20 protein-coding genes and 1 tRNA gene are annotated in these 19,023 nt (G+C 67.4%); 14 read left to right on the top strand and 7 right to left on the bottom strand.

Annotated features, from left to right (window positions below; all coding sequences use genetic code 11):
- The first annotated feature begins 422 nt into the window (after window positions 1-422).
- The 5 genes from ACIBL3_RS43025 (at window position 423) to ACIBL3_RS43005 (ending at window position 5,765) form a co-directional block, all read left to right on the top strand.
- A complete protein-coding gene (locus ACIBL3_RS43025) occupies window positions 423-1,661 on the top strand; it encodes an IS110 family transposase (RefSeq protein WP_396359790.1) in 1,239 nt (412 codons plus the stop codon).
- 145 nt (window positions 1,662-1,806) lie between these two features.
- Window positions 1,807-2,025, top strand: coding sequence for a hypothetical protein (locus ACIBL3_RS43020; RefSeq protein WP_396359789.1), 219 nt, complete (start codon window positions 1,807-1,809; stop codon window positions 2,023-2,025).
- 98 nt (window positions 2,026-2,123) lie between these two features.
- Complete coding sequence (locus ACIBL3_RS43015; protein ID WP_396359788.1) at window positions 2,124-2,990, top strand: ATP-binding protein; 867 nt, start codon at window positions 2,124-2,126, stop codon at window positions 2,988-2,990.
- A 136-nt stretch (window positions 2,991-3,126) separates the two neighbouring features.
- Window positions 3,127-4,482, top strand: a complete 1,356-nt coding sequence (locus ACIBL3_RS43010) for a LuxR C-terminal-related transcriptional regulator (RefSeq protein WP_396359792.1) — start codon at window positions 3,127-3,129, stop codon at window positions 4,480-4,482.
- Window positions 4,483-4,721: 239 nt separating this feature from the next.
- A complete protein-coding gene (locus ACIBL3_RS43005; RefSeq protein ID WP_396359787.1) occupies window positions 4,722-5,765 on the top strand; it encodes a porin PorA family protein in 1,044 nt (347 codons plus the stop codon).
- A 192-nt stretch (window positions 5,766-5,957) separates the two neighbouring features.
- Here ACIBL3_RS43005 and ACIBL3_RS43000 read toward each other — a convergent pair.
- Window positions 5,958-6,030: transfer RNA gene (locus ACIBL3_RS43000), tRNA-Arg, on the bottom strand.
- Between the two features lie 127 nt (window positions 6,031-6,157).
- Between ACIBL3_RS43000 and ACIBL3_RS42995 the strand changes: the two genes are divergently transcribed.
- Window positions 6,158-6,586 (top strand): DUF1761 domain-containing protein, encoded by a 429-nt coding sequence (locus tag ACIBL3_RS42995; protein ID WP_396359786.1) that lies wholly within the window; start codon window positions 6,158-6,160, stop codon window positions 6,584-6,586.
- On the opposite strand, the gene ACIBL3_RS42990 is transcribed toward ACIBL3_RS42995, so the two are convergent.
- From ACIBL3_RS42990 to ACIBL3_RS42970, 5 genes are all read right to left on the bottom strand, one after another.
- Window positions 6,583-7,869, bottom strand: a complete 1,287-nt coding sequence (locus tag ACIBL3_RS42990; protein ID WP_396359785.1) for a hypothetical protein — start codon at window positions 7,867-7,869, stop codon at window positions 6,583-6,585. The two genes, ACIBL3_RS42995 and ACIBL3_RS42990, sit on opposite strands and share 4 nt — an antisense overlap.
- Before the next feature lie 92 nt (window positions 7,870-7,961).
- Window positions 7,962-8,564 carry an META domain-containing protein gene (locus ACIBL3_RS42985; RefSeq protein ID WP_396359784.1) on the bottom strand — a complete coding sequence of 201 codons (603 nt, stop codon included), beginning with the start codon at window positions 8,562-8,564 and terminating at the stop codon, window positions 7,962-7,964.
- A gap of 12 nt (window positions 8,565-8,576) precedes the next feature.
- Window positions 8,577-9,056 (bottom strand): SigE family RNA polymerase sigma factor, encoded by a 480-nt coding sequence (locus ACIBL3_RS42980; RefSeq protein ID WP_396359783.1) that lies wholly within the window; start codon window positions 9,054-9,056, stop codon window positions 8,577-8,579.
- A 92-nt stretch (window positions 9,057-9,148) separates the two neighbouring features.
- On the bottom strand, window positions 9,149-10,432 hold the full coding sequence (locus tag ACIBL3_RS42975; protein ID WP_396359782.1) for an alpha/beta fold hydrolase: 1,284 nt from the start codon (window positions 10,430-10,432) through the stop codon (window positions 9,149-9,151).
- A 127-nt stretch (window positions 10,433-10,559) separates the two neighbouring features.
- Entirely contained in the window at window positions 10,560-11,153 is a 594-nt protein-coding gene (locus ACIBL3_RS42970) for a hypothetical protein (RefSeq protein ID WP_396359781.1), read from the bottom strand.
- Between the two features lie 174 nt (window positions 11,154-11,327).
- Here ACIBL3_RS42970 and ACIBL3_RS42965 point away from each other — a divergent pair, with 174 nt between their 5' ends.
- The 8 genes from ACIBL3_RS42965 (at window position 11,328) to ACIBL3_RS42930 (ending at window position 17,907) form a co-directional block, all read left to right on the top strand.
- Window positions 11,328-12,008: a hypothetical protein gene (locus tag ACIBL3_RS42965; RefSeq protein ID WP_396359780.1), complete on the top strand. Its 681-nt coding sequence runs from the start codon at window positions 11,328-11,330 to the stop codon at window positions 12,006-12,008.
- Window positions 12,005-12,145, top strand: a complete 141-nt coding sequence (locus ACIBL3_RS42960; protein WP_396359779.1) for a hypothetical protein — start codon at window positions 12,005-12,007, stop codon at window positions 12,143-12,145. Before ACIBL3_RS42965 ends, ACIBL3_RS42960 begins: the two co-directional genes overlap by 4 nt.
- Complete coding sequence (locus ACIBL3_RS42955) at window positions 12,142-12,621, top strand: GNAT family N-acetyltransferase (protein WP_396359778.1); 480 nt, start codon at window positions 12,142-12,144, stop codon at window positions 12,619-12,621. The genes ACIBL3_RS42960 and ACIBL3_RS42955 overlap by 4 nt, the downstream gene beginning before the upstream one ends.
- A 171-nt stretch (window positions 12,622-12,792) precedes the next feature.
- Window positions 12,793-13,785 (top strand): hydroxyacid dehydrogenase, encoded by a 993-nt coding sequence (locus ACIBL3_RS42950; RefSeq protein WP_396359777.1) that lies wholly within the window; start codon window positions 12,793-12,795, stop codon window positions 13,783-13,785.
- Between the two features lie 114 nt (window positions 13,786-13,899).
- Window positions 13,900-14,841 (top strand): ABC transporter permease, encoded by a 942-nt coding sequence (locus ACIBL3_RS42945; protein ID WP_396359776.1) that lies wholly within the window; start codon window positions 13,900-13,902, stop codon window positions 14,839-14,841.
- A complete protein-coding gene (locus ACIBL3_RS42940) occupies window positions 14,838-15,758 on the top strand; it encodes a carbohydrate ABC transporter permease (RefSeq protein WP_396359775.1) in 921 nt (306 codons plus the stop codon). Before ACIBL3_RS42945 ends, ACIBL3_RS42940 begins: the two co-directional genes overlap by 4 nt.
- 33 nt (window positions 15,759-15,791) lie before the next feature.
- Window positions 15,792-17,345 carry an ABC transporter substrate-binding protein gene (locus tag ACIBL3_RS42935; protein ID WP_396359774.1) on the top strand — a complete coding sequence of 518 codons (1,554 nt, stop codon included), beginning with the start codon at window positions 15,792-15,794 and terminating at the stop codon, window positions 17,343-17,345.
- A 10-nt stretch (window positions 17,346-17,355) separates the two neighbouring features.
- Window positions 17,356-17,907, top strand: a complete 552-nt coding sequence (locus tag ACIBL3_RS42930; RefSeq protein WP_396359773.1) for a LacI family DNA-binding transcriptional regulator — start codon at window positions 17,356-17,358, stop codon at window positions 17,905-17,907.
- Here the strand turns inward: ACIBL3_RS42930 and ACIBL3_RS42925 are convergent.
- On the bottom strand, window positions 17,887-18,978 hold the full coding sequence (locus ACIBL3_RS42925) for a LacI family DNA-binding transcriptional regulator (RefSeq protein ID WP_396359772.1): 1,092 nt from the start codon (window positions 18,976-18,978) through the stop codon (window positions 17,887-17,889). The two genes, ACIBL3_RS42930 and ACIBL3_RS42925, sit on opposite strands and share 21 nt — an antisense overlap.
- Between the last annotated feature and the right edge of the window lie 45 nt (window positions 18,979-19,023).

Raw genomic sequence — 19,023 nt, 5'->3', positions numbered from 1 at the left:
TATCCAAGTACCGAGCCAAGACCCGCGACCCCGACCGCCGCAGCTACAAGACCAGCATCCACATCACGATCACCCCATTGCCACCAACACCGGACCGCTAACCGAACGGCGTTGGGATTATAGGCTCTTCACAGTTGAGCAGATCGGCGCCGCCTTCGGGGCGCACCGTGGTGCGCGAAGATTCTGGCGTGGGCTGGTTGAGGGCTGCGGGTGTTGGCTGGATGCTGGTGGTGTCCGTCGTGGTTGATCCCGGTCACCCTCTGGTGTCTGTGAGCCTGTAGTTGAGCATGGTGGCGGAGGACGTCCACGGGAACCGTGGATTGGTGCCTTGAGCCCGAGCGTCAGATTTCCTCTCTTTCCCTGTCCTCCCCGCGACGGATGCTGTGGAAGATCAAGTCCGATGGCGGGAAGGAGCAGTTGGGATGGAAGTGATACACGTCCGCTGCGCTGGGCTGGACATCTCGAAGAAGGACGCGAAGGTGTGTGTCCGGGTCGCAGGACCTGGCCGGCGTAAGGCGGTTGAGACGGTCACGACGTGGTCGTCGATGACGACGCAGGTCCTGGCTTTGCGTGAGCACCTGGCTGCCGAGCAGGTCACGTGCGTGGTGATGGAAGCGACCGGTGACTACTGGAAGCCGTTCTACTACCTGCTTGAGGATCTGCCCGGGGTGGAGGTGGTCTTGGTCAACGCCCGGCATGTGAAGAACCTGCCTGGTCGCAAGACCGACGTCGCTGACGCCACGTGGCTGGCTCAGCTCGGTGCGCATGGTCTGGTGCGCGGCTCGTTCGTACCGCCGGAGCCGATCCGGCAGTTGCGTGACCTGACTCGGACCCGGACAGCGATCACGCGGGAACGCTCCCGTGAGATCCAGCGACTGGAGAAGTTGCTGGAGGACGCCGGGATCAAGCTCTCCTCGATCGCCACCGACATCGTCGGCGTCTCGGGGCGAGCGATGATCGAGGCCCTGGTCGCCGGTGACCGCGATGCCGGCCGGATGGCTGATCTGGCCCAGCGCCGCATGCGGGTCAAGATCCCGCAGCTCACCGAAGCGCTGGTCGGCCGGTTCAACGACCACCACGCCTTCCTCGCTCGCGTTCACCTCGATCTCATCGATCAGCACACCGCGGTGATCAGGCAGTTGACTGAGCGGATCGAGGCGATGATGGAGCCCTTTCGTGGCTTCCACGACCTGATCTGCACAATCCCCGGAGTCAGTACCCTGACCGCCGATGTCGTCGTGGCCGAGACCGGCGCCGACATGCGACGTTTCCAGTCCGCGAAACATCTCGCGTCCTGGGCCGGCACGACGCCGGGGAACAACGAGTCTGCGGGTCGCGTGAAGTCCAGCCGGACCCGACCGGGCAACCCCTATCTTCAAGGCGCTCTCGGAGCGTCGGCGATGTCAATCGCCCGCACGCCCGGCACGTACTTCAACGCGAAGTACCGGCGGATCGCAACTCGCCGTGGACCGCAGAAAGCCAACGTCGCCGTCCAACATGCACTCCTCGTCACAATCTGGCACATGGGCACCACCGGCACCCTCTACGACGATCCCGGGGCCGACTACTACAGCCGTCTTCGGCCGGAAAGAGCCAGACAACGAGCCATCCACCAACTCGAAGCAATGGGCTACCGAGTCACGCTCGACCACGCCTCGTAGCACCCCACCGCGGCCGGCCACCGGAGGCGAATCTTCGCGTCAGGGTGTAGCGCTGGTCGGCGCGTCGGTGGCCGGGTAGGGGTCGAGGTCTCCTGATGATGGGGGTTCCTACGCCGCCCATCCAGAAGAACTCGACGACAACTTCATGGTCAACCGTGACGTCGCGGTCGTCGACGACGCCAGCTGGGCGCAGGAGGTCGACCTCGTCTCGAACGACCACTACACCTGGGCCGATGACACCGAGCGGCATTGGGAGCTCGCGATGAGCGCCGACCGCTGCCGCGAGGGCGTGGCCCAGGCGGGTCGGGACCGCCAGCAGTGCCTGCCTGTATTCCGTGCGGCCCGTGGCTGCGCTGGGGCATAGTGTGGCAACGTGGCTTGAGGGCAGTATGAGTCCCGGCGAGAGGCTACTGGAGGGTTAGCGTAGGGATCGCCATCGTGACAGGTTGGGGATTAAGCGTTGTGACTAGCACCTTGCGCCAGCGGTCCGGCCGCCTTCCCGAAGCTGTGACGAGCTTCGTCGGGCGTCGGACGGCGCGGGCTGATGTCAGGCGGCTGCTGGAAGGCTCGCGGCTGGTGACCCTGACCGGCGTCGGCGGGGTGGGGAAGACCCGATTGGCCCTGCAGGTGGCTCGTGATGTGCGACGGGCCTTCCCGGACGGTGTGTGGCTGGCGGAGCTGGCGAAGCTGGATGACGACTCGCTGGTGGACAGCGCGGTGGCAGCGGCGCTGGAGCTGTCGGACAGTTCGGGTCGGGCACTCATCGACGTGCTGGTGGACTATCTGGCGGACAAGCGTCTGCTGGTGGTGCTCGACAACTGCGAGCACCTGTTGCCCGCGTGCGCTCGCCTGACAAGCAGGCTGTTGTCGGAAGCGCCGGAGCTGCGGGTGCTGGCGACGAGCCGGGACCGGTTGGCGATCGGCGCTGAGCAGGTCTGGCTCGTGCCTCCGCTGTCGGTGCCAGAGCCGGACTCCCTGACCTCCGGCACGGCCCGCCAGTACGAGGCGATGACGTTGTTCGAGGACCGAGCGTCCTCGGTGCTGCCTGGTTTCCGGCTCGGTCCCGAGAACGAGGCGGCGGTAGCGCGGTTGTGCCGGCAGCTGGACGGGTTGCCGCTGGCGATCGAGCTCGCAGCCGGTCTGGCTGAGGGCGTTGTCGGTGGAACAGATCCTGGCTCGGTTGTGGGATCGGTACGGCATCCTGACGAGCGGCGACCGAACCGTGGAGGCGCGGCACCGGACGCTGCGGGCAGCGGTGGAGTGGAGCTTCGACCTGTGTCCGGAGCTGGAGCGGACGTTGTGGGCCAGGTGCTCGGTGTTCTCCGGTGAGTTCGATCTGGACGCGGCCGAAGCGGTGTGTGCCGGTGACGGGCTCACGGTGGCAGAGGTGCTGACCGGGGTGGCCGGTCTGGTCGACAAGTCGATCCTGGTCCGCGCGGATGACGAGTCGCGGGCCCGGTATCGGATGTTGGAGACGATCCGCCAGTACGGTGCAGAGCGGCTGACGGCGGCGGGCGAGGAATCCCGGTTGCGTCGCCGGCATCGGGATTACTTCCTGGCCCTGGCCGAACGGTCGGATGAGCAGTCATGTGGCCCGCGTCAGGCCGAGTGGGCCGGCCTGCTGCGGGCCGAGCGGGCGAACATGTGGGCAGCGCTCGAGTACTGCCTGACGGAGCCCGGTGAGGCCAGGTCGGGGCTGCGGCTGTGCAACGCCCTGTGGTTCTACTGGGTGGGCTGCGGATTCGTGCGGGACGGCCGGCACTGGATGGATCGGGCGCTCGCCGCCGATCCCGGGCCCAGCCTGGAGCGGGCCCGGGCGTTGTGGATCAACGGCTGGATGGCCTTCGTGCAAGGCGACAATCCGCTCAGCCTGGTGCTGCTGAACGAGGCTCGTGAGCTGACCGAGCAGCTGGGTGACCAGACGGAGCTGACGTACGCGATCCAATACCTCGGCCAGGCGGAGATGCTCGGCAACAACATGGCCGTCGCGGTGCCCATGCTGGACGAGGCCCTGGCCCGGCACCGTGCAGCGAACACCTGGACCGGCCCCGCGTTGTTGATTTTCATTTATCGGGCGGGGGCGGCCGTCCTGTCCGGCGACGTCGACCACGCGGTGGCCCTCCTCAACGAGTGCGTGCGCATCTGCGAGTCGCTCGGCGAGCGCTGGGCCCGGTCCTGGGTGGAGTGGAACCTTGGTGTCGCCTCCTGGGCCGCCGATGACCCCAGGACGGCCGTGACCCATGTGCGTTCGGCGCTGCGCGCCAAGCGGGAGCTGAATGATCAGCTGGGTATCCCGTTCTGTATCGATGTGATTGCCTGGGCGGCGGTCTCGGAGGGCGATCCACGGCGAGCGGCGGTGCTGTTCGGGGCGGCCGACATGGGCTGGAAGGAGATCGGCAGCCCACTGATGGGGTTCGCGTTCTTGCTGGAGTGGCGAGAGCAGACCAGGACGCGCTGCCGGGAGTCCCTCGGTGAGCGGGCGTACGAGACGGCCCACCGAAAAGGAGCCCGATTGGCCCCGGACAAGGTCATCGCCTACGCGCTGAGTGAGAAAGCCGAACCGTCGTTGGCGCCCGGCGCGTCGGCGGATGCCGCGCATGGTTCCGCAACGCTCACGTCCAGGCCGTACCAGGCCCTGACGAAACGCGAGCGTGAGATCGCGGCGATGGTGGCCGAGGGGATGTCGAACAAGGAAATCGCCGCCAAGCTGGTGATCGCGCAGCGCACCGCGGAAGCGCACGTCGAGCACATCCTGCGCAAGCTCGGGTTCAACTCCCGTAGTCAGATCGCCGCCTGGATCACACACCAGCAGCACGAATGACCCGTCTGGCTCAAGTTAGGACTCGCGACAAATGTAGGTTTGTAAGGTCTCTGAACTCAGTCCTCTTTGTTGCCCGGATCGGCTACCACGCGGCCACCGCAGAGGGCTTCGTAATACTCATCCCATGAAGTCGCGCCCCGAGTCCGAGTAGTCACCCGGTGGGGATGAATCGGCTTTCTCGTAGAACGACCACCATGGGATTCACGACGGGCAAATCTGTCGGAGTCTGGAGGTTCGAGATGCGCCGCTCAGGATGGCTTCTCATCGGGGTCGGGGCGCTGCTGATCCTGAGTGCGGCCCTGCTCAGGTTCGTCGTCGCGCCGAGCGCGACGAAACTGCCCGCTGACACCGACATCACTACGGCGTACAGCGGCAAGGGCACCGTGCTGAACGCCGCGGCACTGCAGTCGGGAGACGTGGCCAACGCGCTCGCGCGAGACATCCCGGTCACCCTCGACCGGCACGTCTACGTCAGCGAGGCGGACAGCAGCACGGCGATCGTCCATGACGACCTCACACTGAAGGCTGGAACGACGTCGTCGAAGGACAACCACACGTACGCAGTCGACCGGAACGACCTCACCGAAACCGCGTCCATCAACGGCGTCGAGGTCGAAAAGCACCAAGGACTGACGGTCAGCCTGCCGGTCGATCCGGAACCGAAGTCCGGCGTCTACACGTACTGGGACACCCCGACGCGGACCGCCGTACCAGTGACGTACGTCGGCACCGAGACGCGTGAAGGTCGCGACACCTACCACTATCGGGCCACCGCGTCTGGTGCATTGGCCAATCCCGCGTTGCTGCAGCAGTTGCCGTCCTCGCTTCCGAGGACGCTCGCTCCGAAACTGCTCGCTCTGCTGCCGGCAGAGACCCAGCAGAGGTTCCTCCCGCTCCTGTCGGTGCTGCCGGACCAGGTACCACTCAGCTATACGGCCAGCAGTACGTACGACGTCTGGGCAGACGCCGCGTTGGGTGCTCCATTGGATACGAAGATCAACCGCTCGGTGGTCGCCAACGTGGGGACCGGAGCGGCATCGATTCCGTTGCTCCCGGTACTGACGATCGACGTCGCCGAAGACCAGGCCTCGGTGCAGGATGCGGCAGACAGGGCGGCGAACGCCGACCAGTTGCTCAGCTGGATCGAGGTGTGGGGTCCGATCGTGCTGCTGATCCTCGGCCTCGTTCTGGTGGCGCTCGGACTGTGGGTGGGCAGGCGCAGGTCCTCGCAGCCCGGCGCTGAGGATACTCGGACAGGCGTGGACTCGCCCGCACCAGGCTGACGCCGTGCTCCACATCCAGGACCTCGAGATCCGCGTCGTCGACGCCGCCACCGGCGAACTCCTGCGCGAACTCACCCTCGACTACCAACCCACCGGACGACCCCCAGGCCCCGCCCCCAAACCCCAAATGGCAACACCCGAACCCACGAATCGTGGGTTCGGGTGTTGCCGAGGTCTTGAGACATTACAGAGTGCCCCCGGCAGGATTCGAACCTGCGACGCACGGTTTAGGAAACCGACGCTCTATCCCCTGAGCTACGGGGGCGGACAGACGGGGACAGCGTAGCGGAACCTGGGGGTGCGGCTCATCTTCGTGTGCGGAGGGTGAGCGTTGGACACGGAGGTGGGGTCGGCGCACGCTGCGGTCATGGGGCGTTCGTGGGGGAGGGATCATGAGTTTCGGTGTGCTGGGGGACTTGAACTGGCTCGCGGTGGTCGTGAGCGTGGTGGTGTATTTCGGGATCGGGGGGTTGTGGTTCGCTCCGGTTGCCTTTGGCAAGCAGTGGCAGGAGGCGATTGGGTGGACCGCGGCGGACGAGGAGCAGGCGACACCGGCGGTGATGTACGTCGTACCGCTGCTGACCTGTCTGGTCACGACGGTGGCGCTGGCGATGGTGTCCGAGGCGAGTGGGACCGACACGTTCGGCGAGGGCGTCGTGCTGGGGCTGGTGGCCGGGCTGTTCTTGGTGGCGCCGGCGCTCTACGTGACGGGGTTCTTCGATCCGCGGAAGCCCAAGCCGCAAACGTGGATCGGGATCACCGCCGGCTACCACGTCGTCAGCATCCTTGTGATTGCGGTGATCCTGGCCGTGTGGACCTAACCGGTGAGTGCAGAGACGCCTAAGTGGCCGGAGATGGAGGCGTAGCGCTCGGCGTAGAGGGTGGTGCAGCGGGAGGAGGCGCAGCCGGAGCCGGCGAAGGTGGTGCCGCGGATGGTGGCGCCGGTGGAGCCGCGACCGGTGTAGACCGGGCCGCCGGAGTCGCCGCCGACGATCGCGACCTGGCCGCCGCGGGTGGCGCGGATGACGTACGTCGTGCAGCCGTCGGTGTCGCAGTACTTCGCTGAGGTCGAGCGGACCGTGATGCCGCAGAGCGACGTACTGAAGCTGCCGGACTGGCAGACGACCGTGCCGACGCCGGGGTCGCCGCCGCCCTTCACCGTGCGGGTGTCGGCCGAGTCGCCGGGGCCGTCGGTCCAGATCTTGGCGCCGTACGTGCTGCCGGTGAGCAGGGCCTGGTCGTAGTCGGGGTAGTTCGTGCGGACCGAGGTGGTGCCGTAGTAGTGGCTGCCCGACTTCCACAGCGTCCCGACACCACCGCAGTGCCCGGCGGTCACCGATCCGCGCTGGCCGTTGGAGCGCCGTACGACGGAGAAGCCGGCAGTGCAGTTCTTCAGCGCCGACGTGATCCGCGCTCCGCCCCAATGCCCGCCCTTCGGGGTGTCGTTGAGCCGGGACGTCCGCGCGAGTGAACTCTCGACCAGCCGTACGCCGGAGGCGCCGCGCAACCCGTCCAACGACGAGGTGGACGTCGTCGCCTTGTCGTACTCGACGACGATGTCCTCGCTGACGGGATCGAGGTCGGCGGCGAACGTGGTCCGGGTGGCGTCAGCCGACCATGAGCGGGCGCCGACCGTGTTCCAGGCGTCGGCGATCGCGCGAGCGGACCGGCAGCTGCGCTCGATCCCGACCATCTGCTTGCCGGCCGCGGGGAGGTTGCGGTCCATCGCGGCCTGGTACCTGCGGGTGTCCACCATCGAGCTGTCCACCACCACCTTGTAGCCGGTCGACGCAGAGCCGACCACGCCGATCACACCCTGGCTCAACCCGTACGGCAGGCCGGACTTGGGCCGCCCGGTGGCGTCGACTGGCTCGAGCGACCGGACGGCGAGGCTGATGCCGTCGCCGAGGCTCTCGCCGAGCGGCCGCGGGTCGGACGCCGACGTCGGCTGGGACAGCCGCTTCGACTGCACTGAGCTCGCGCTGGGTTGCGCGTGGGAGCACGGCGCCGCGGCGGCCGGGGCAGCCCCGGACGCCGTCAGGCCGACCGCGAAGAGTGAGATGGATCCGAGTGTGAGCAGCGGGACGGTAACTGAGAGTCGCACGTAGCTCCCCAAATCGGTGGACGGCCGCATACATCGTCCGGTCAGGAACTCCGCTCAGTCAAGAGCCGATCACCGTCAGCGAGCAAATGTGACTACCGTGCGCGAGCGTAACTTGCAAGTTCACGCCCGTCGGCGCCGAAGAACTTCAGCGTGTCGGTGTCCAGCGTGATCCGCTTGGCACCCTCCAGTACGGCGGTGTGCGGCACGTTGTCGCAGCCGATCAGCCGCTGCAGTCCGGCCTTCGCGGTGAACTCGCCGCGCTGACCGATCGTGTATGTCCCCTGCAGCCCGTTGCAGCCGTCCGAACCGGTCCACGTCCCATCCGCGCGGAACTCGATCACCGGGTCGTCCGGGCGCTCCGCCTTCAGCGAAGTGAGCCCGGCCATCTGGACCGGACGCCACGTCCCGGCCACGCTCTCCGCCGACGGCGGCGCCTGCACCGACGGCGTCGCGACCGGAGCCTGCCCGCCGGCGACCGGCGGCTGCGAAGGTGAGTTCCCGCCGCCCAGGCTGAACCCGACGACGGCGACGGCGGCCACTGCCACCGCGGCCGCGCCGGAGATGATCCAGGTACGGCGCTGGGCCTGCCGGGCGCCCGTGGTCGCGCGCTCGGTCAGACCGGTGGCCGGCGGCACCGAGGCCGCGGCACGGTCGAAGGTTCCCCGCAGGTCATCCTCGAGATCGGTGTTGCTCACGACAACCTCTCATCACACGTGGTGGGACTGCCTGGTCTTCCGTAGCGTGGCGAGCGCCCTGCTGACGGTCGCCCGGACGGAGGACGGTTTGATGCCGAGCACCTCGGCGATCGTGTGGTCGTCCAGGTCCTGGTAGTAGCGCAGCACCAGCACGACTCGCTCCCGCGCCGACAACTCAGCGAGCGCCCGCCACAGCGCGTCCGAGTTCGCCACCTCGGCGGCGTGGTCGGGAACCGTGCGCTCCACGTCGATCTCTGCCGCCGGTGACTCGGTGAACGACCGCCGTCGCGTCATCGACAGGTACTCGTTGATCAGGATCCGCCGGACGTAGTGGTGCGGGTCGTCTGCCTTCCGCACCTTCCGCCACGACCGGAACGCCTGCATCAACGCGATCTGCGCCAGGTCCTCTGCTCGCTGATAGTCGCCGGAGACGGTGAAACCGAGCCGCACCAGTTCCTGTCCGCGCGCGGACACGTACTCCTCGAACTCCACTCGCCACTCCCCGGCTGGGCGTACAACACCTCACACCTATTAGACGCATCGAGTGGCGCAGGGTGCTGCAACCAATCACACACAGTCGAGTCTCAGCCGAGCAAGAACGCCCGGGCCTCCGCCCGCCCACGCGGATCCCGCTGCACGCTGTGCCCGCTTCCGGGTACGACGACCAGCTTGGCCGACTGTGCATGCGCCTGCTCCCACCGAGCCCACTCCACCGGGCAGAACAGGTCGTTGGAGCCGTGCAGGATCAGCGTCCGCGGCAGCAGCTTGTCAGCCGCCGGGTACGTCGACATCCGCGCGACCGGCCACCGGGAGCACCCGTCGACGATCAGCTGATTGCGTGCTGTCTCGAGGTCGTACGGATACAGCTTCGCCGGGTCCAGCTTCGTCAGCCCGGTCTCGACGCTGGCCTTGGTGACGTGCAGGTCGGCGCACAGTGTGGCCAGGTGCAGTCCGGCGGACAGTTCGTCGTACGCGCTGTTCCTGCTGGTGACCGTTTGGACGAACTCTTTCAGCCCCGCGTCGTCGCCGTTGCGGGCGGCGTGGAGCATCGCCGGGATCCCCTTCAGCGATGGGTTGACCGCGTTGAGGCTGGAGATCGACATGCTCTCCAACAGGCTCGTGCCATCGACGGGTCCCTGCCGAACCAACCACGCCAGGTCGGCGACCGGGTCCGTCGTACACGCAGGGTCCTGTCGACAGGCAGCACGGAGCACGGAGCCAGTAGCTGTCATCAGCTCGACGCTGAACGGGTCGAACCCCTTGTGCGGCACGACCGAGTCCAGCACCAGCGACGCGACCCGGTCCGGGTACTTCAGCCCGTACTGCGCCGCCGTGAAGCTCCCGTACGACGTTCCGTTGAGCGTCAGCCGCTCGACACCGAGGTGCTGGCGCAGTCGCTCGATGTCCTCGACGGTGTCCGGTGTGCCGTAGTACCCGAGTCCCGGGCCGATGCGTTTCGCGCAGTCCTCGACAGTCCCGGCGGGCGCAGCCAGGAAGTCCGAACCACCCACAGCTGCTTGCAGCGAAGGGCAATTGATGCCAGAGGACCCTGTGCCGCGTTGGTCGAACATCACTAGCCTGTACTCGCGCAGCACGTCCGGATCCAGGTTGGTGCGGACCCGCGGTAGCAGGGAGACACCTGGTTGACCTGGACCGCCGGTGAGCATCAGCAGGACACCACGTGGTGCGTCCACGTTGTCGGCTGCGGCTACGGCCAGCTTCAACGTCTGACCGTCTTCGCCGAGTGGCACGCTCAGCGTCGTACAGGTGAAGCCGCGGATACATGGACCAGTGGACGGTGTCGCCCCCGGCGAGGAGCAGGCGGTGCTGACGAGCAGCACCGCGCACAGCAACCGGAACACTCGCATGCTGCAGCTTGCAACAGATGGCTGGGAGCCGCCACCTGCCTTGCGGGTCAACCCAGGGAGGGGACCCGCAAGGCAGGCGCGGGTTGACCCCGGTCCGGACGGCTTCGGGGGGCGCGTCCGGGCAGGGTCAGCGCAGGCCGAGCGACTTGATCAGCTCGGGTGTGACCTGGCGGGGCGCCGGCAGTTCGCCGGGCTTGCCCTGGCCCTCCAGAGAGGTCGCCACCAAGCGGCGGCAGCCGTAGGCCTCCACCGTGTAGGACAGGACACCGCGGTCGTTGTCGGTGAACCGCAGCACGTACGTCGGGCCGAGCTCCTGCGTGCAGTAGCTCGGCTTCTTGGCCACCGGCTTCGGGGCGTTCACCAGCGCGAACAGGTCCGTGGCCTGCTTGGCGTTGCGCTTCGTGCTGACGGTCGCGTAGTCCTGCCCGGACGCCTTCGCGTCGTACTGGCAGACCGTCACGCTGACCGGGTTGAACAGGGACTTGGCGGCGCCTTTGCCCCAGACGACCTTGTCGGTGGCCGCACGCACTGCCGCGATGGTGTCGGGGCAGTCCATGCTCGGGGTGCCGCTGGGGGTGGGCGACGAAGGGGTGGTCGGGGTATCCGTGGGCTGGGCGGCGGGCGGGGGCGTGGCGCTCTCGTCACCGCAGGCGGCGGTGACTCCGAGTACAGCCACGACGAGCGTCGCACCGATCAGGCCCCGTGTCCGTAATGCACTCACGACTCGGTCCTTCCGGGTTGGCAAGGGCACCCATGATGGTCGAAGGGGGTCACGTCGCGCGTGCCAGAAGCATCACGGCGGCGCGTCGTTCCGGTCACGCAGCCCGATCGAGCGCCAACCGAGGCACACCTGTAACGCGCACGCGCTGTTCGCCCCCGATTACGATGACATGCCGTGGGCCGGAAGAAGAAGGACGAGGCGGCGGCGCAGCGTGAGCGGGACGAGTGGCAGCTCGGGATCGACTGGGCGCGCTGGCTGCTGGCCGGCCACAGTCCGCAGCCGCTGACGATGTACGGGCTCGTCCTGGAGCCCGGTGAGGTCGCTTACGTCAACACTCCGGCGCACTACGCCCGGCTGTACGGCGGCAGCGGTCGCTACACGCACAACAGCGGGCTGTTCATCGGCAAGCCGGGTGTCGTGCTCGGGATGATGGCGGCCAACGCAGCGGTCAACGCCAGCCGGAAGGCCGCGGCCAAACGGGACATGCAGCTGATGTGGCGCGACCTGCAGGAAGTCCCGACCGTGGCGACGAACTACCGGATCCTGTGCATGCTGCCGCAGCGGGGCTGGCTGAGCTTCTACTACAGCGCCGTGCAGGAGTTCTACCCCGATCCGGAGAACTGGATGATCACCTTCGGTTTCCAGAACGCGGAGCCGCTGCGGCTGGCCGGTCTGGCGACCCCGACACTGTCCGTGCTGACCGCGTGGTGTGTGCTCGGAAACGACCGCTGGCAAGGCGAACCGGGGATCGCGCCGCTGCTCCAGGCAGCTGGCGAACCGCAGCTGCCGCCGGGCGTCGTACCGGGTGAATTGGATACCGGAGAGCCGCGTCGACTCGGTAATCTGGAGCCATGACGAGCCCGTACGAAGACGACGAGCCGCTGCTGCCCGACCAGACCCGCGACGACGACCCGCGTAGCTGGGGCGACAACGACTTCGCCGCCGACGACGACGAGCGCATCCTGCGCGAGGTCCCGCCGCACCACGAATGAGGCAGCTCCGGGGGGTGCAAGAGGGGTACGACGGTCACGTGGCCGGATGGGCCCGGACACCGCGCGAGGTGGGGTTGCTGTGCGGCCGGGCGGAGTACCCGTTTCCCGCCGACATCGTCACGAGCTGGCGGAAGATCGAGCCTGACATCCAGGCGTACTTGTACTTCGACGGCGACCAGCCGATCGGGTACGGCGAAGTGTGGCTCGACGACGACGAGGACGAGGTCGAGCTGGCCCGGATCATCGTGGATCCGGAGCGACGCGGGCAGGGGATCGGGGCCGAACTGGTCCGCGCCCTGCTGACGCCCGCGATCGCGGCCGGGCACCCGGACATCTTCCTGCGGGTGCGGCCGGACAACGCGCCGGCGATCCGGACCTATCTGGGGGTGGGTTTCGTGGACGTCTCCCAGCAGGAGATGGACGAGTGGAACGCGGGTCAGCCGCTGGCTTACCGCTGGATGCGGTACGCCGGATAGAAAACGTTCGCTAACCATACGGTGAGCCCAGGGAGCTGACAAGCCTCCCTCCGCGGCTGCATGCCCGCATCTCGTTGACTCACTGGGTGTTCCGCACTGTTGACGTGCTGGCGCTTGCCGTCCTAGCGTAGATAGCGCTTTCTATCCCTGATTCTGATCGGAGAACCGCCCGTGACCGATCGCCCGGTGGCGCTGTTCGCCCTCGCCGCGGAGCACTGGCCGATGCTGTTCCCGCCACCCGTGCGGCAGCGGCTCGGCGAGCTCGCCGACATCGACACCAGCCTGGTCGTCGACGACTTCGACGACCCGCGGGTGGCCGGCCGGCTGGACGAGCTCGAGGTGCTGATCACCGGCTGGGGCTGCCCGCCACTGGATGAGGCTTTCCTCGCCCGAGCGCCCAAGCTCCGCGCCGTTCTGCATGCCGCCGGCAGCGTGAAGGCACACGTCACCACAGGCGTCTGGGAACGCGGCATCGTGGTCTCGTCGGCCGCCGCCGCGAACGCGATCCCGGTCGCGGAGTACGCGCTCGGCGCGATCCTGCTGGCCGGCAAGGGCGTCTTCGCGCTCCGCGAGCACTACCGCAGCGGGCGATCGTTCACCCTCGCCTACATCCATCCCGACGTCGGGAACTACGGCCGCCGGGTCGGCATCATCGGGGCGTCACGGATCGGCCGGCAGGTGATCGAGTTGCTCCGCCCGTTCGACTTCGAGGTCAGCCTCTACGACCCGTACGCCGACGACGTCGACATACCGCGGGTGAGCCTGCCGGAGTTGCTGGCGTCCAGCGACATCGTCAGCGTCCACGCGCCGTCGACGGCCGAGACGTACCGGATGATCGACCGCGCCGGACTCGGGTTGCTGCCGGACGGCAGCGTGCTGATCAACACCGCGCGGGGTGAGCTGGTCGACACCGAGGCGTTGGTCGACGAACTGCGCAGTGGGCGGATCTCCGCCGTACTCGACGTCACCGATCCGGAGCCGCTGCAGCCACGGTCGGAGCTGTTCGACCTGCCCAACGTGTTCGTCACCCCGCACATCGCGGGGTCGCACGGCAACGAGCTGGCCCGGCTGGGCACGTGTGCCGTGGACGAGCTGGCCCGCCTGGTGGCCGGCCGTCCGTTGCTGCACGAAGTCACGCTGGCCGATCTCGAGCGGGTGGCGTGACGTGCGCATAGACAACGTTTGCCAGAGCGCACTTCCGTTCTTGACAGGCCTATGCGCCGGAGCTATGTTTCCGGCACTGGAAAGCGCTTTCTATCCAATCGAGGGGATCTCGCGATGAGTACCCGATCCAGTCGCAGCCGGCGGTGGGTGACCCTGCGGGGCAGTCTGTGGGTGAGCACCCTGGCGCTGCCGGCGGTCGCGTCCTTCCTGGTGTTCAGCTACGCGCCGATGGCGGGCCTGGTGGTCGCCTTCAAGGAGTTCGACATCAGCCGCGGCATCTTCGGCAGCCCGTGGAACGGCCTGGACAACTTCCGCTACTTCTTCAGCTCCGGTGACGCCAAGCGGATCCTGGTCAACACGCTGGTGCTGAACACGCTGTTCCTCGCCGCCACGCTGGCGGCCGGCGTCACGCTCGCGATCATGCTGAACGAGATCCGCGGCCGGTTCTTCAAGCGGGTCTCGCAGTCGGTGATCTTCTTCCCGTACTTCGTCTCGCCGGTCGTGATCGCGATCATGCTGCAGGTGCTGCTGTCCGGCCCGCAGGGCTCGGGCGGCCTGGTCAACGACGCGTTCACCGGCCTCGGCCTGCCGACGCTCGACTGGTACAGCGAGCCCGGTCCGTGGCCGTGGATCCTCACCGTGGTGAAGATCTGGCAGCTCGGCGGCTACATGAGCATCATCTTCCTGGCGGCGATCACCTCGATCCCCGAGGAGGTCTACGAGGCCGGCCAGATCGACGGCGCCAGCCGGGCGCAGATGGCATGGCGGATCACCTTGCCGCTGCTGAAGCCGACTGCCGCGGTGCTGCTGGTGCTCGGCGTCGGCCGGATCTTCTACGGCGACTTCGGCACCATCTACGCGATCATCGGCGACAACGGCACGCTCTTCCCGACCACCGACGTGATCGACACCTACGTGTTCCGGTCGCTGCGCCAGATCGGCGACTTCGGCACCACGGCCGCGGTCGGCCTGTTCCAGTCGGTCGTCGGATTCGTCCTGGTGACGACCGCGGTGCTGGTCCAGCGCCGCTACTCGAAGGAGACGAGCCTGCTGTGACCACATTGACTTCGAGTGTCGCCAAGGTGACCAGCCGCGCCACGACGCGCAACCGCCGTACCCGGCCCGAGCCCTTCACGATCGTCAGCCTGATCGGTGTCGGACTGTTCATGGTGATCTGCGTGGTGCCGTTCTGGATGATCGTGTCCGGTTCGTTCACCGACGAGCAGAAGCTCGCCACCACCGGCTACAGCCTGCTGCCCAAGCCGTTCTCGCTGGCGTCGTACGAGATGATCTTCACCGGCCCGACCGTGCTCAGCGCCTACACCGCGAGCGTCTTCATCACGGTCGTCGGTACGGCGCTCGCCCTCGCCTTCACGTCCGGACTCAGCTGGGTGATCGCCCGCCGGCTGCCGTACGTGAGCCGCCCGCTGGCGATCTTCGCCTACATCCCGATGCTGTTCACCGGCGGACTGGTCCCGCTCTACCTGCTGGTGACGCAGTACCTGAAGCTGCAGAACACGTACTTCGCGGTCATCCTGCCGTTGCTGATCGCCCCTTTCCTGGTGTTCATCCAGGTCAGCGCGTTCCGCCAGCTGCCCGAGGAGATCATGGAGTCCGCCCGGATCGACGGCGCGGGGGAGATGCAGATCTTCTTCCGGATCGGGCTGCCGCTGTCCAAGCCGATCCTCGCGGTGGTCGGCCTGTTCTACGCCGTGCACTACTGGAACGAGTGGTTCACTGCCCTGCTGTTCATCTCCGAGACGGACAAGTACCCCCTTCCGCTCCTGCTGCAGAACCTCGTCTCGAACGTGTCGTTCTCGCAGATGCTGCCCACCTCGTCGGGGCAGTCCACGCCGGTCTACCAGCTCCGGCTGGCTCTGACGGTCGTCACCATCGGCCCGATCCTGCTCGCCTACCCGTTCGCGCAGCGCTACTTCGTCAAAGGCATCACGTTGGGTGCCACCAAGGGCTGATCCCCAGCCACTCCATCCTTTTCAGGAGGCATTGTGCCCGCCACGCAACTCTCCCGGCGCGGTTTCCTGGCCGCGACCGGCGGCCTGTCCATCGGCGCCGTACTCGGCCTCAGCGGCTGCGGCGACTCGTCCACGTCCGGCTCGTCGTCGTCCGGTGGCGACACCCTGTCGCTGCTGCTGCCGGGCGACGTACCGAAGGGCTGGGACCCGATCCTGGCCGAGGTGAACAAGAAGCTCAAGAACGACCTCGGCTTCACCATCGCCCCGCAGTTCATTGCCTGGTCCAACTACCAGCAGCAGGCGCTGCTGAAGTTCACCGCCGGCGAGAACTTCGACACCGCGTTGCAGGCGCGCTGGCTGAACATGGTCCAGCTGGTCGGCAGCAAGTCGGTGGTCGCGGTCGACGAGCTGATCGGCAAGTACCCCAACCTGAGCAAGAACCTCGACTCGCAACTGATCGAGCAGAACAAGTGGTCCGGCAAGCTGTACGGCATCCCGCAGGTCAACTCCGCCGCCCGGTTGCACCACTTCACCATCCGGCAGGACCTGGCCGACAAGCTCGGTCTCGGGACCATCACCACGTTCGACCAGCTGGAGAAGTACTGGTACGACGTGAAGCAGAAGGAGAAGCTGACGCCGATCGGCATCAACTCCAACATGCCCGACCTGCTGATCGCGTTCGCGCCGGTCGGCTGGCTGAACCGGCACGACTGGGAGAACCCGCACGTCAGCGTGCAGTTCTTCAGCGGCGGCTCGTTCCCGTTCTACCTGTCGCAGGACGGCAAGACCACCGGGTCGTCCAACCCGATCCCGTTCTGGGAGGCGCCCGGGGTGATCGACGCGCTCCGGACCGTCCGCAAGTACTACCAGGACGGCATCATCAACAAGGACGCGCTGAACGTCGACTCCAACGCGATCAAGACCCAGTTCGAGTCCGGCCGCATCGCGACCCGGTGGGCGATGACGGACGGGCTGTCGTCGCAGTCGCTGGCGCCGCTGCGCAAGGCGGTCCCGGCTGCTCAGCTGGCGAACGTCGTACCGCTGCGGGGCGGCAAGAACGCCAAGCCGAACCAGACGTTCCAGGCCGACAACTTCGTGGTGCTGAACGCGAAGGGCCGCAGCAACGAGCGGGCCATGCAGCTCGAGGACTGGGTGTCGATCAAGGAGAACCACGACCTGCTCAGCTACGGCGTCGAGGGCAAGGACTGGAAGCCGGTCGGCACCGACCGGATCGAGCAGCTGTCCGGGTACAGCTTCCCGGGGTACGCGCTGTGCTGGCGGCAGCAGCTGGAGAAGAAGATCAAGGACATCACGCCGACCGAGAACGAGTGGTTCGACTGGGCCCAGGACTACAACAACTTCACCGTCGACCCGTACTCGTCCTTCGTCCCCGACGTGACGCCGGTGAAGCGGGAGGACAGCCAGATCACCGCGGCGATGACGCAGTACGGCAACCCGCTGTGGATCGGCGCGGTCGACGTCGACAAGGGGCTGGACCAACTGAAGAAGGCCGTCGACAAGGCCGGGCTGAGCAAGCTGCAGGCCGAGATGGCCAAGCAGGCCGACGCGTACCTCAAGGGTCAGTAGGACCGGATCGATGACCGCGCGATCGAAACTGGCGGTCGTCGCCCGGGAGGCCGGCGTCTCGGTGTCCACGGTGTCGAAGGTGCTCCGCGCCTACCCGGACGTCGCGCCGGCCACCCGGGCCCGGGTCCGGGACGTACTGCGGCAACGTGGCTACTCCGGAGACGTGAGCGCGGCCGGTCATCGGCCGGCCGCCTTGGTCGACCTCGTCGTGGCCAGTCCGGCGCCGGCCGGTGCGGTGCTGAACTCCTTCGACTTGGAGGCACGCCGTACCGGTCTGTCGGTTGTGGTGACGACAGTGGTTCCTGATCGGCCGGTGCCACGGCATTGGCTCGATCAGGTGTCGGCGCGGGGGACTCGCGGTGTCGTGGGGGTGCTGGTGGACTTCACGCAGGCGCAACTCGGGTACTTGGCGACGCACGACGTACCGCTGGTGCTGATAGCTCCGCCGGGGCGGTCGCCGCGGCACGTGACTACGTTTGCTTTGGGCAACGATCTAGGTGAGACCGCGCGCCGGGTGCTGGCGGAGTTGGTCCCTTCCGAGCTAGTCCCTTCTGGCGACTGAGTCGCGGACGACCACGTGGGTCTTCAGGGTGACCTGGAGGCCCGGCCAGTCCTCGCGCTGGTGGTCCTCGTCGGCGGCGACCTTGGCGGCGATCCGGCCGAGCTCCTCGTACGGGACGTGGACCGACGTCATCCTCGGACGGAGATCCTGCGCCAGCTCGATGTCGTCGTACCCGACGATCGAGATGTCGTCCGGGACGCTCAGGCCGGCTTCTGTGACCGCGGCGTAGACGCCGGCCGCCATCACGTCGGTCGCTGCGAAGACCGCGGTGAAGTCGTGGCTCCCGGTGAGTCGCTTCTTGGTGAGCTGGTAGCCGGCGGCGCGGGTGAAGACGCCGTGTTCGACCAGGCTGGGATCGAACTCCACGCCGAACGTCTTGAGGGCGCGGCGGTAGCCGTCGAGGCGGCCCATGCTCGTCGTGTGCCGTTCTTCGCCGCCCAGGAACAAGATGCGCCGATGGCCCTGCGCCAGCACGTGGCTCGTGATCGCGTAGGCGCCTTCCTCGTTGTCGTAGCCGATGACCGCCGCGGGGACGCCTTTGGCGAGGGGTGGTCGGCCGCAGAGCACGAGCAGTGAGCCTGCGGCCCTTAGCGAGTGGGCAAGCTCGGTCATCTGCTCGTCGTAGTCGTCGGCGTCGGCAACTCCACCGATCAGCACGACTGCGCCGGCGCGCTGCTCGCGCATCAGGCGCACGATCGCCAGCTCGCGGTCGCGGTCGCCTTGGGTGGTGCCGATCAGGCATAGCCAACCGAGTCGTGCGGCCTCTTGCTCGACACCGTGCGCGGCCTCGGCGAAAGACGGTCCGCGTACGTCGGCCAGCACGAAGGCGATCGTCTTGGTCTGGACACCAGCCAGCGCTCGCGCGTGCGTGTTGGCGACGTAGTTGAGCTCGCGGATCGAGCGCAGGACGCGCTGGCGGGCCGAGCGGGAGACCGGGTAGTTGCCGGCCAGGACGCGGGAGACGGTCGCGGGTGAGACGCCGGCGTGGGTCGCGACATCGCCGAGCGTCGCGGCGGCCTTCCGGCGCGACGACGATGCGCTGTCGTCGGCTGTCCGCGGGGTGCGTGGCATCGATGTCCCCTCCTGAATCGGCGGGCCGAGTCTACGTTCTCTTGC

It is taken from the genome of Kribbella sp. NPDC050124 (assembly GCF_044460355.1).
Lineage (GTDB): Bacteria > Actinomycetota > Actinomycetes > Propionibacteriales > Kribbellaceae > Kribbella.
This window is presented reverse-complemented; position numbering and strand designations above follow the sequence as displayed.

Bases quoted from the DNA above. Each gene is read 5' to 3' on its own strand.
- ACIBL3_RS43005 (WP_396359787.1), top strand. From the start codon at position 4,722: ATGCGCCGCTCAGGATGGCTTCTCATCGGGGTCGGGGCGCTGCTGATC.
- ACIBL3_RS42925 (WP_396359772.1), bottom strand. From the start codon at position 18,978: ATGCCACGCACCCCGCGGACAGCCGACGACAGCGCATCGTCGTCGCGC.
- ACIBL3_RS42930 (WP_396359773.1), top strand. From the start codon at position 17,356: ATGACCGCGCGATCGAAACTGGCGGTCGTCGCCCGGGAGGCCGGCGTC.
- ACIBL3_RS42960 (WP_396359779.1), top strand. From the start codon at position 12,005: ATGACGAGCCCGTACGAAGACGACGAGCCGCTGCTGCCCGACCAGACC.
- ACIBL3_RS42945 (WP_396359776.1), top strand. From the start codon at position 13,900: ATGAGTACCCGATCCAGTCGCAGCCGGCGGTGGGTGACCCTGCGGGGC.
- ACIBL3_RS43020 (WP_396359789.1), top strand. From the start codon at position 1,807: ATGGTCAACCGTGACGTCGCGGTCGTCGACGACGCCAGCTGGGCGCAG.
- ACIBL3_RS43025 (WP_396359790.1), top strand. From the start codon at position 423: ATGGAAGTGATACACGTCCGCTGCGCTGGGCTGGACATCTCGAAGAAG.
- ACIBL3_RS42995 (WP_396359786.1), top strand. From the start codon at position 6,158: ATGAGTTTCGGTGTGCTGGGGGACTTGAACTGGCTCGCGGTGGTCGTG.
- ACIBL3_RS43010 (WP_396359792.1), top strand. From the start codon at position 3,127: ATGTTGGAGACGATCCGCCAGTACGGTGCAGAGCGGCTGACGGCGGCG.
- ACIBL3_RS42975 (WP_396359782.1), bottom strand. From the start codon at position 10,432: ATGCGAGTGTTCCGGTTGCTGTGCGCGGTGCTGCTCGTCAGCACCGCC.
- ACIBL3_RS42955 (WP_396359778.1), top strand. From the start codon at position 12,142: ATGAGGCAGCTCCGGGGGGTGCAAGAGGGGTACGACGGTCACGTGGCC.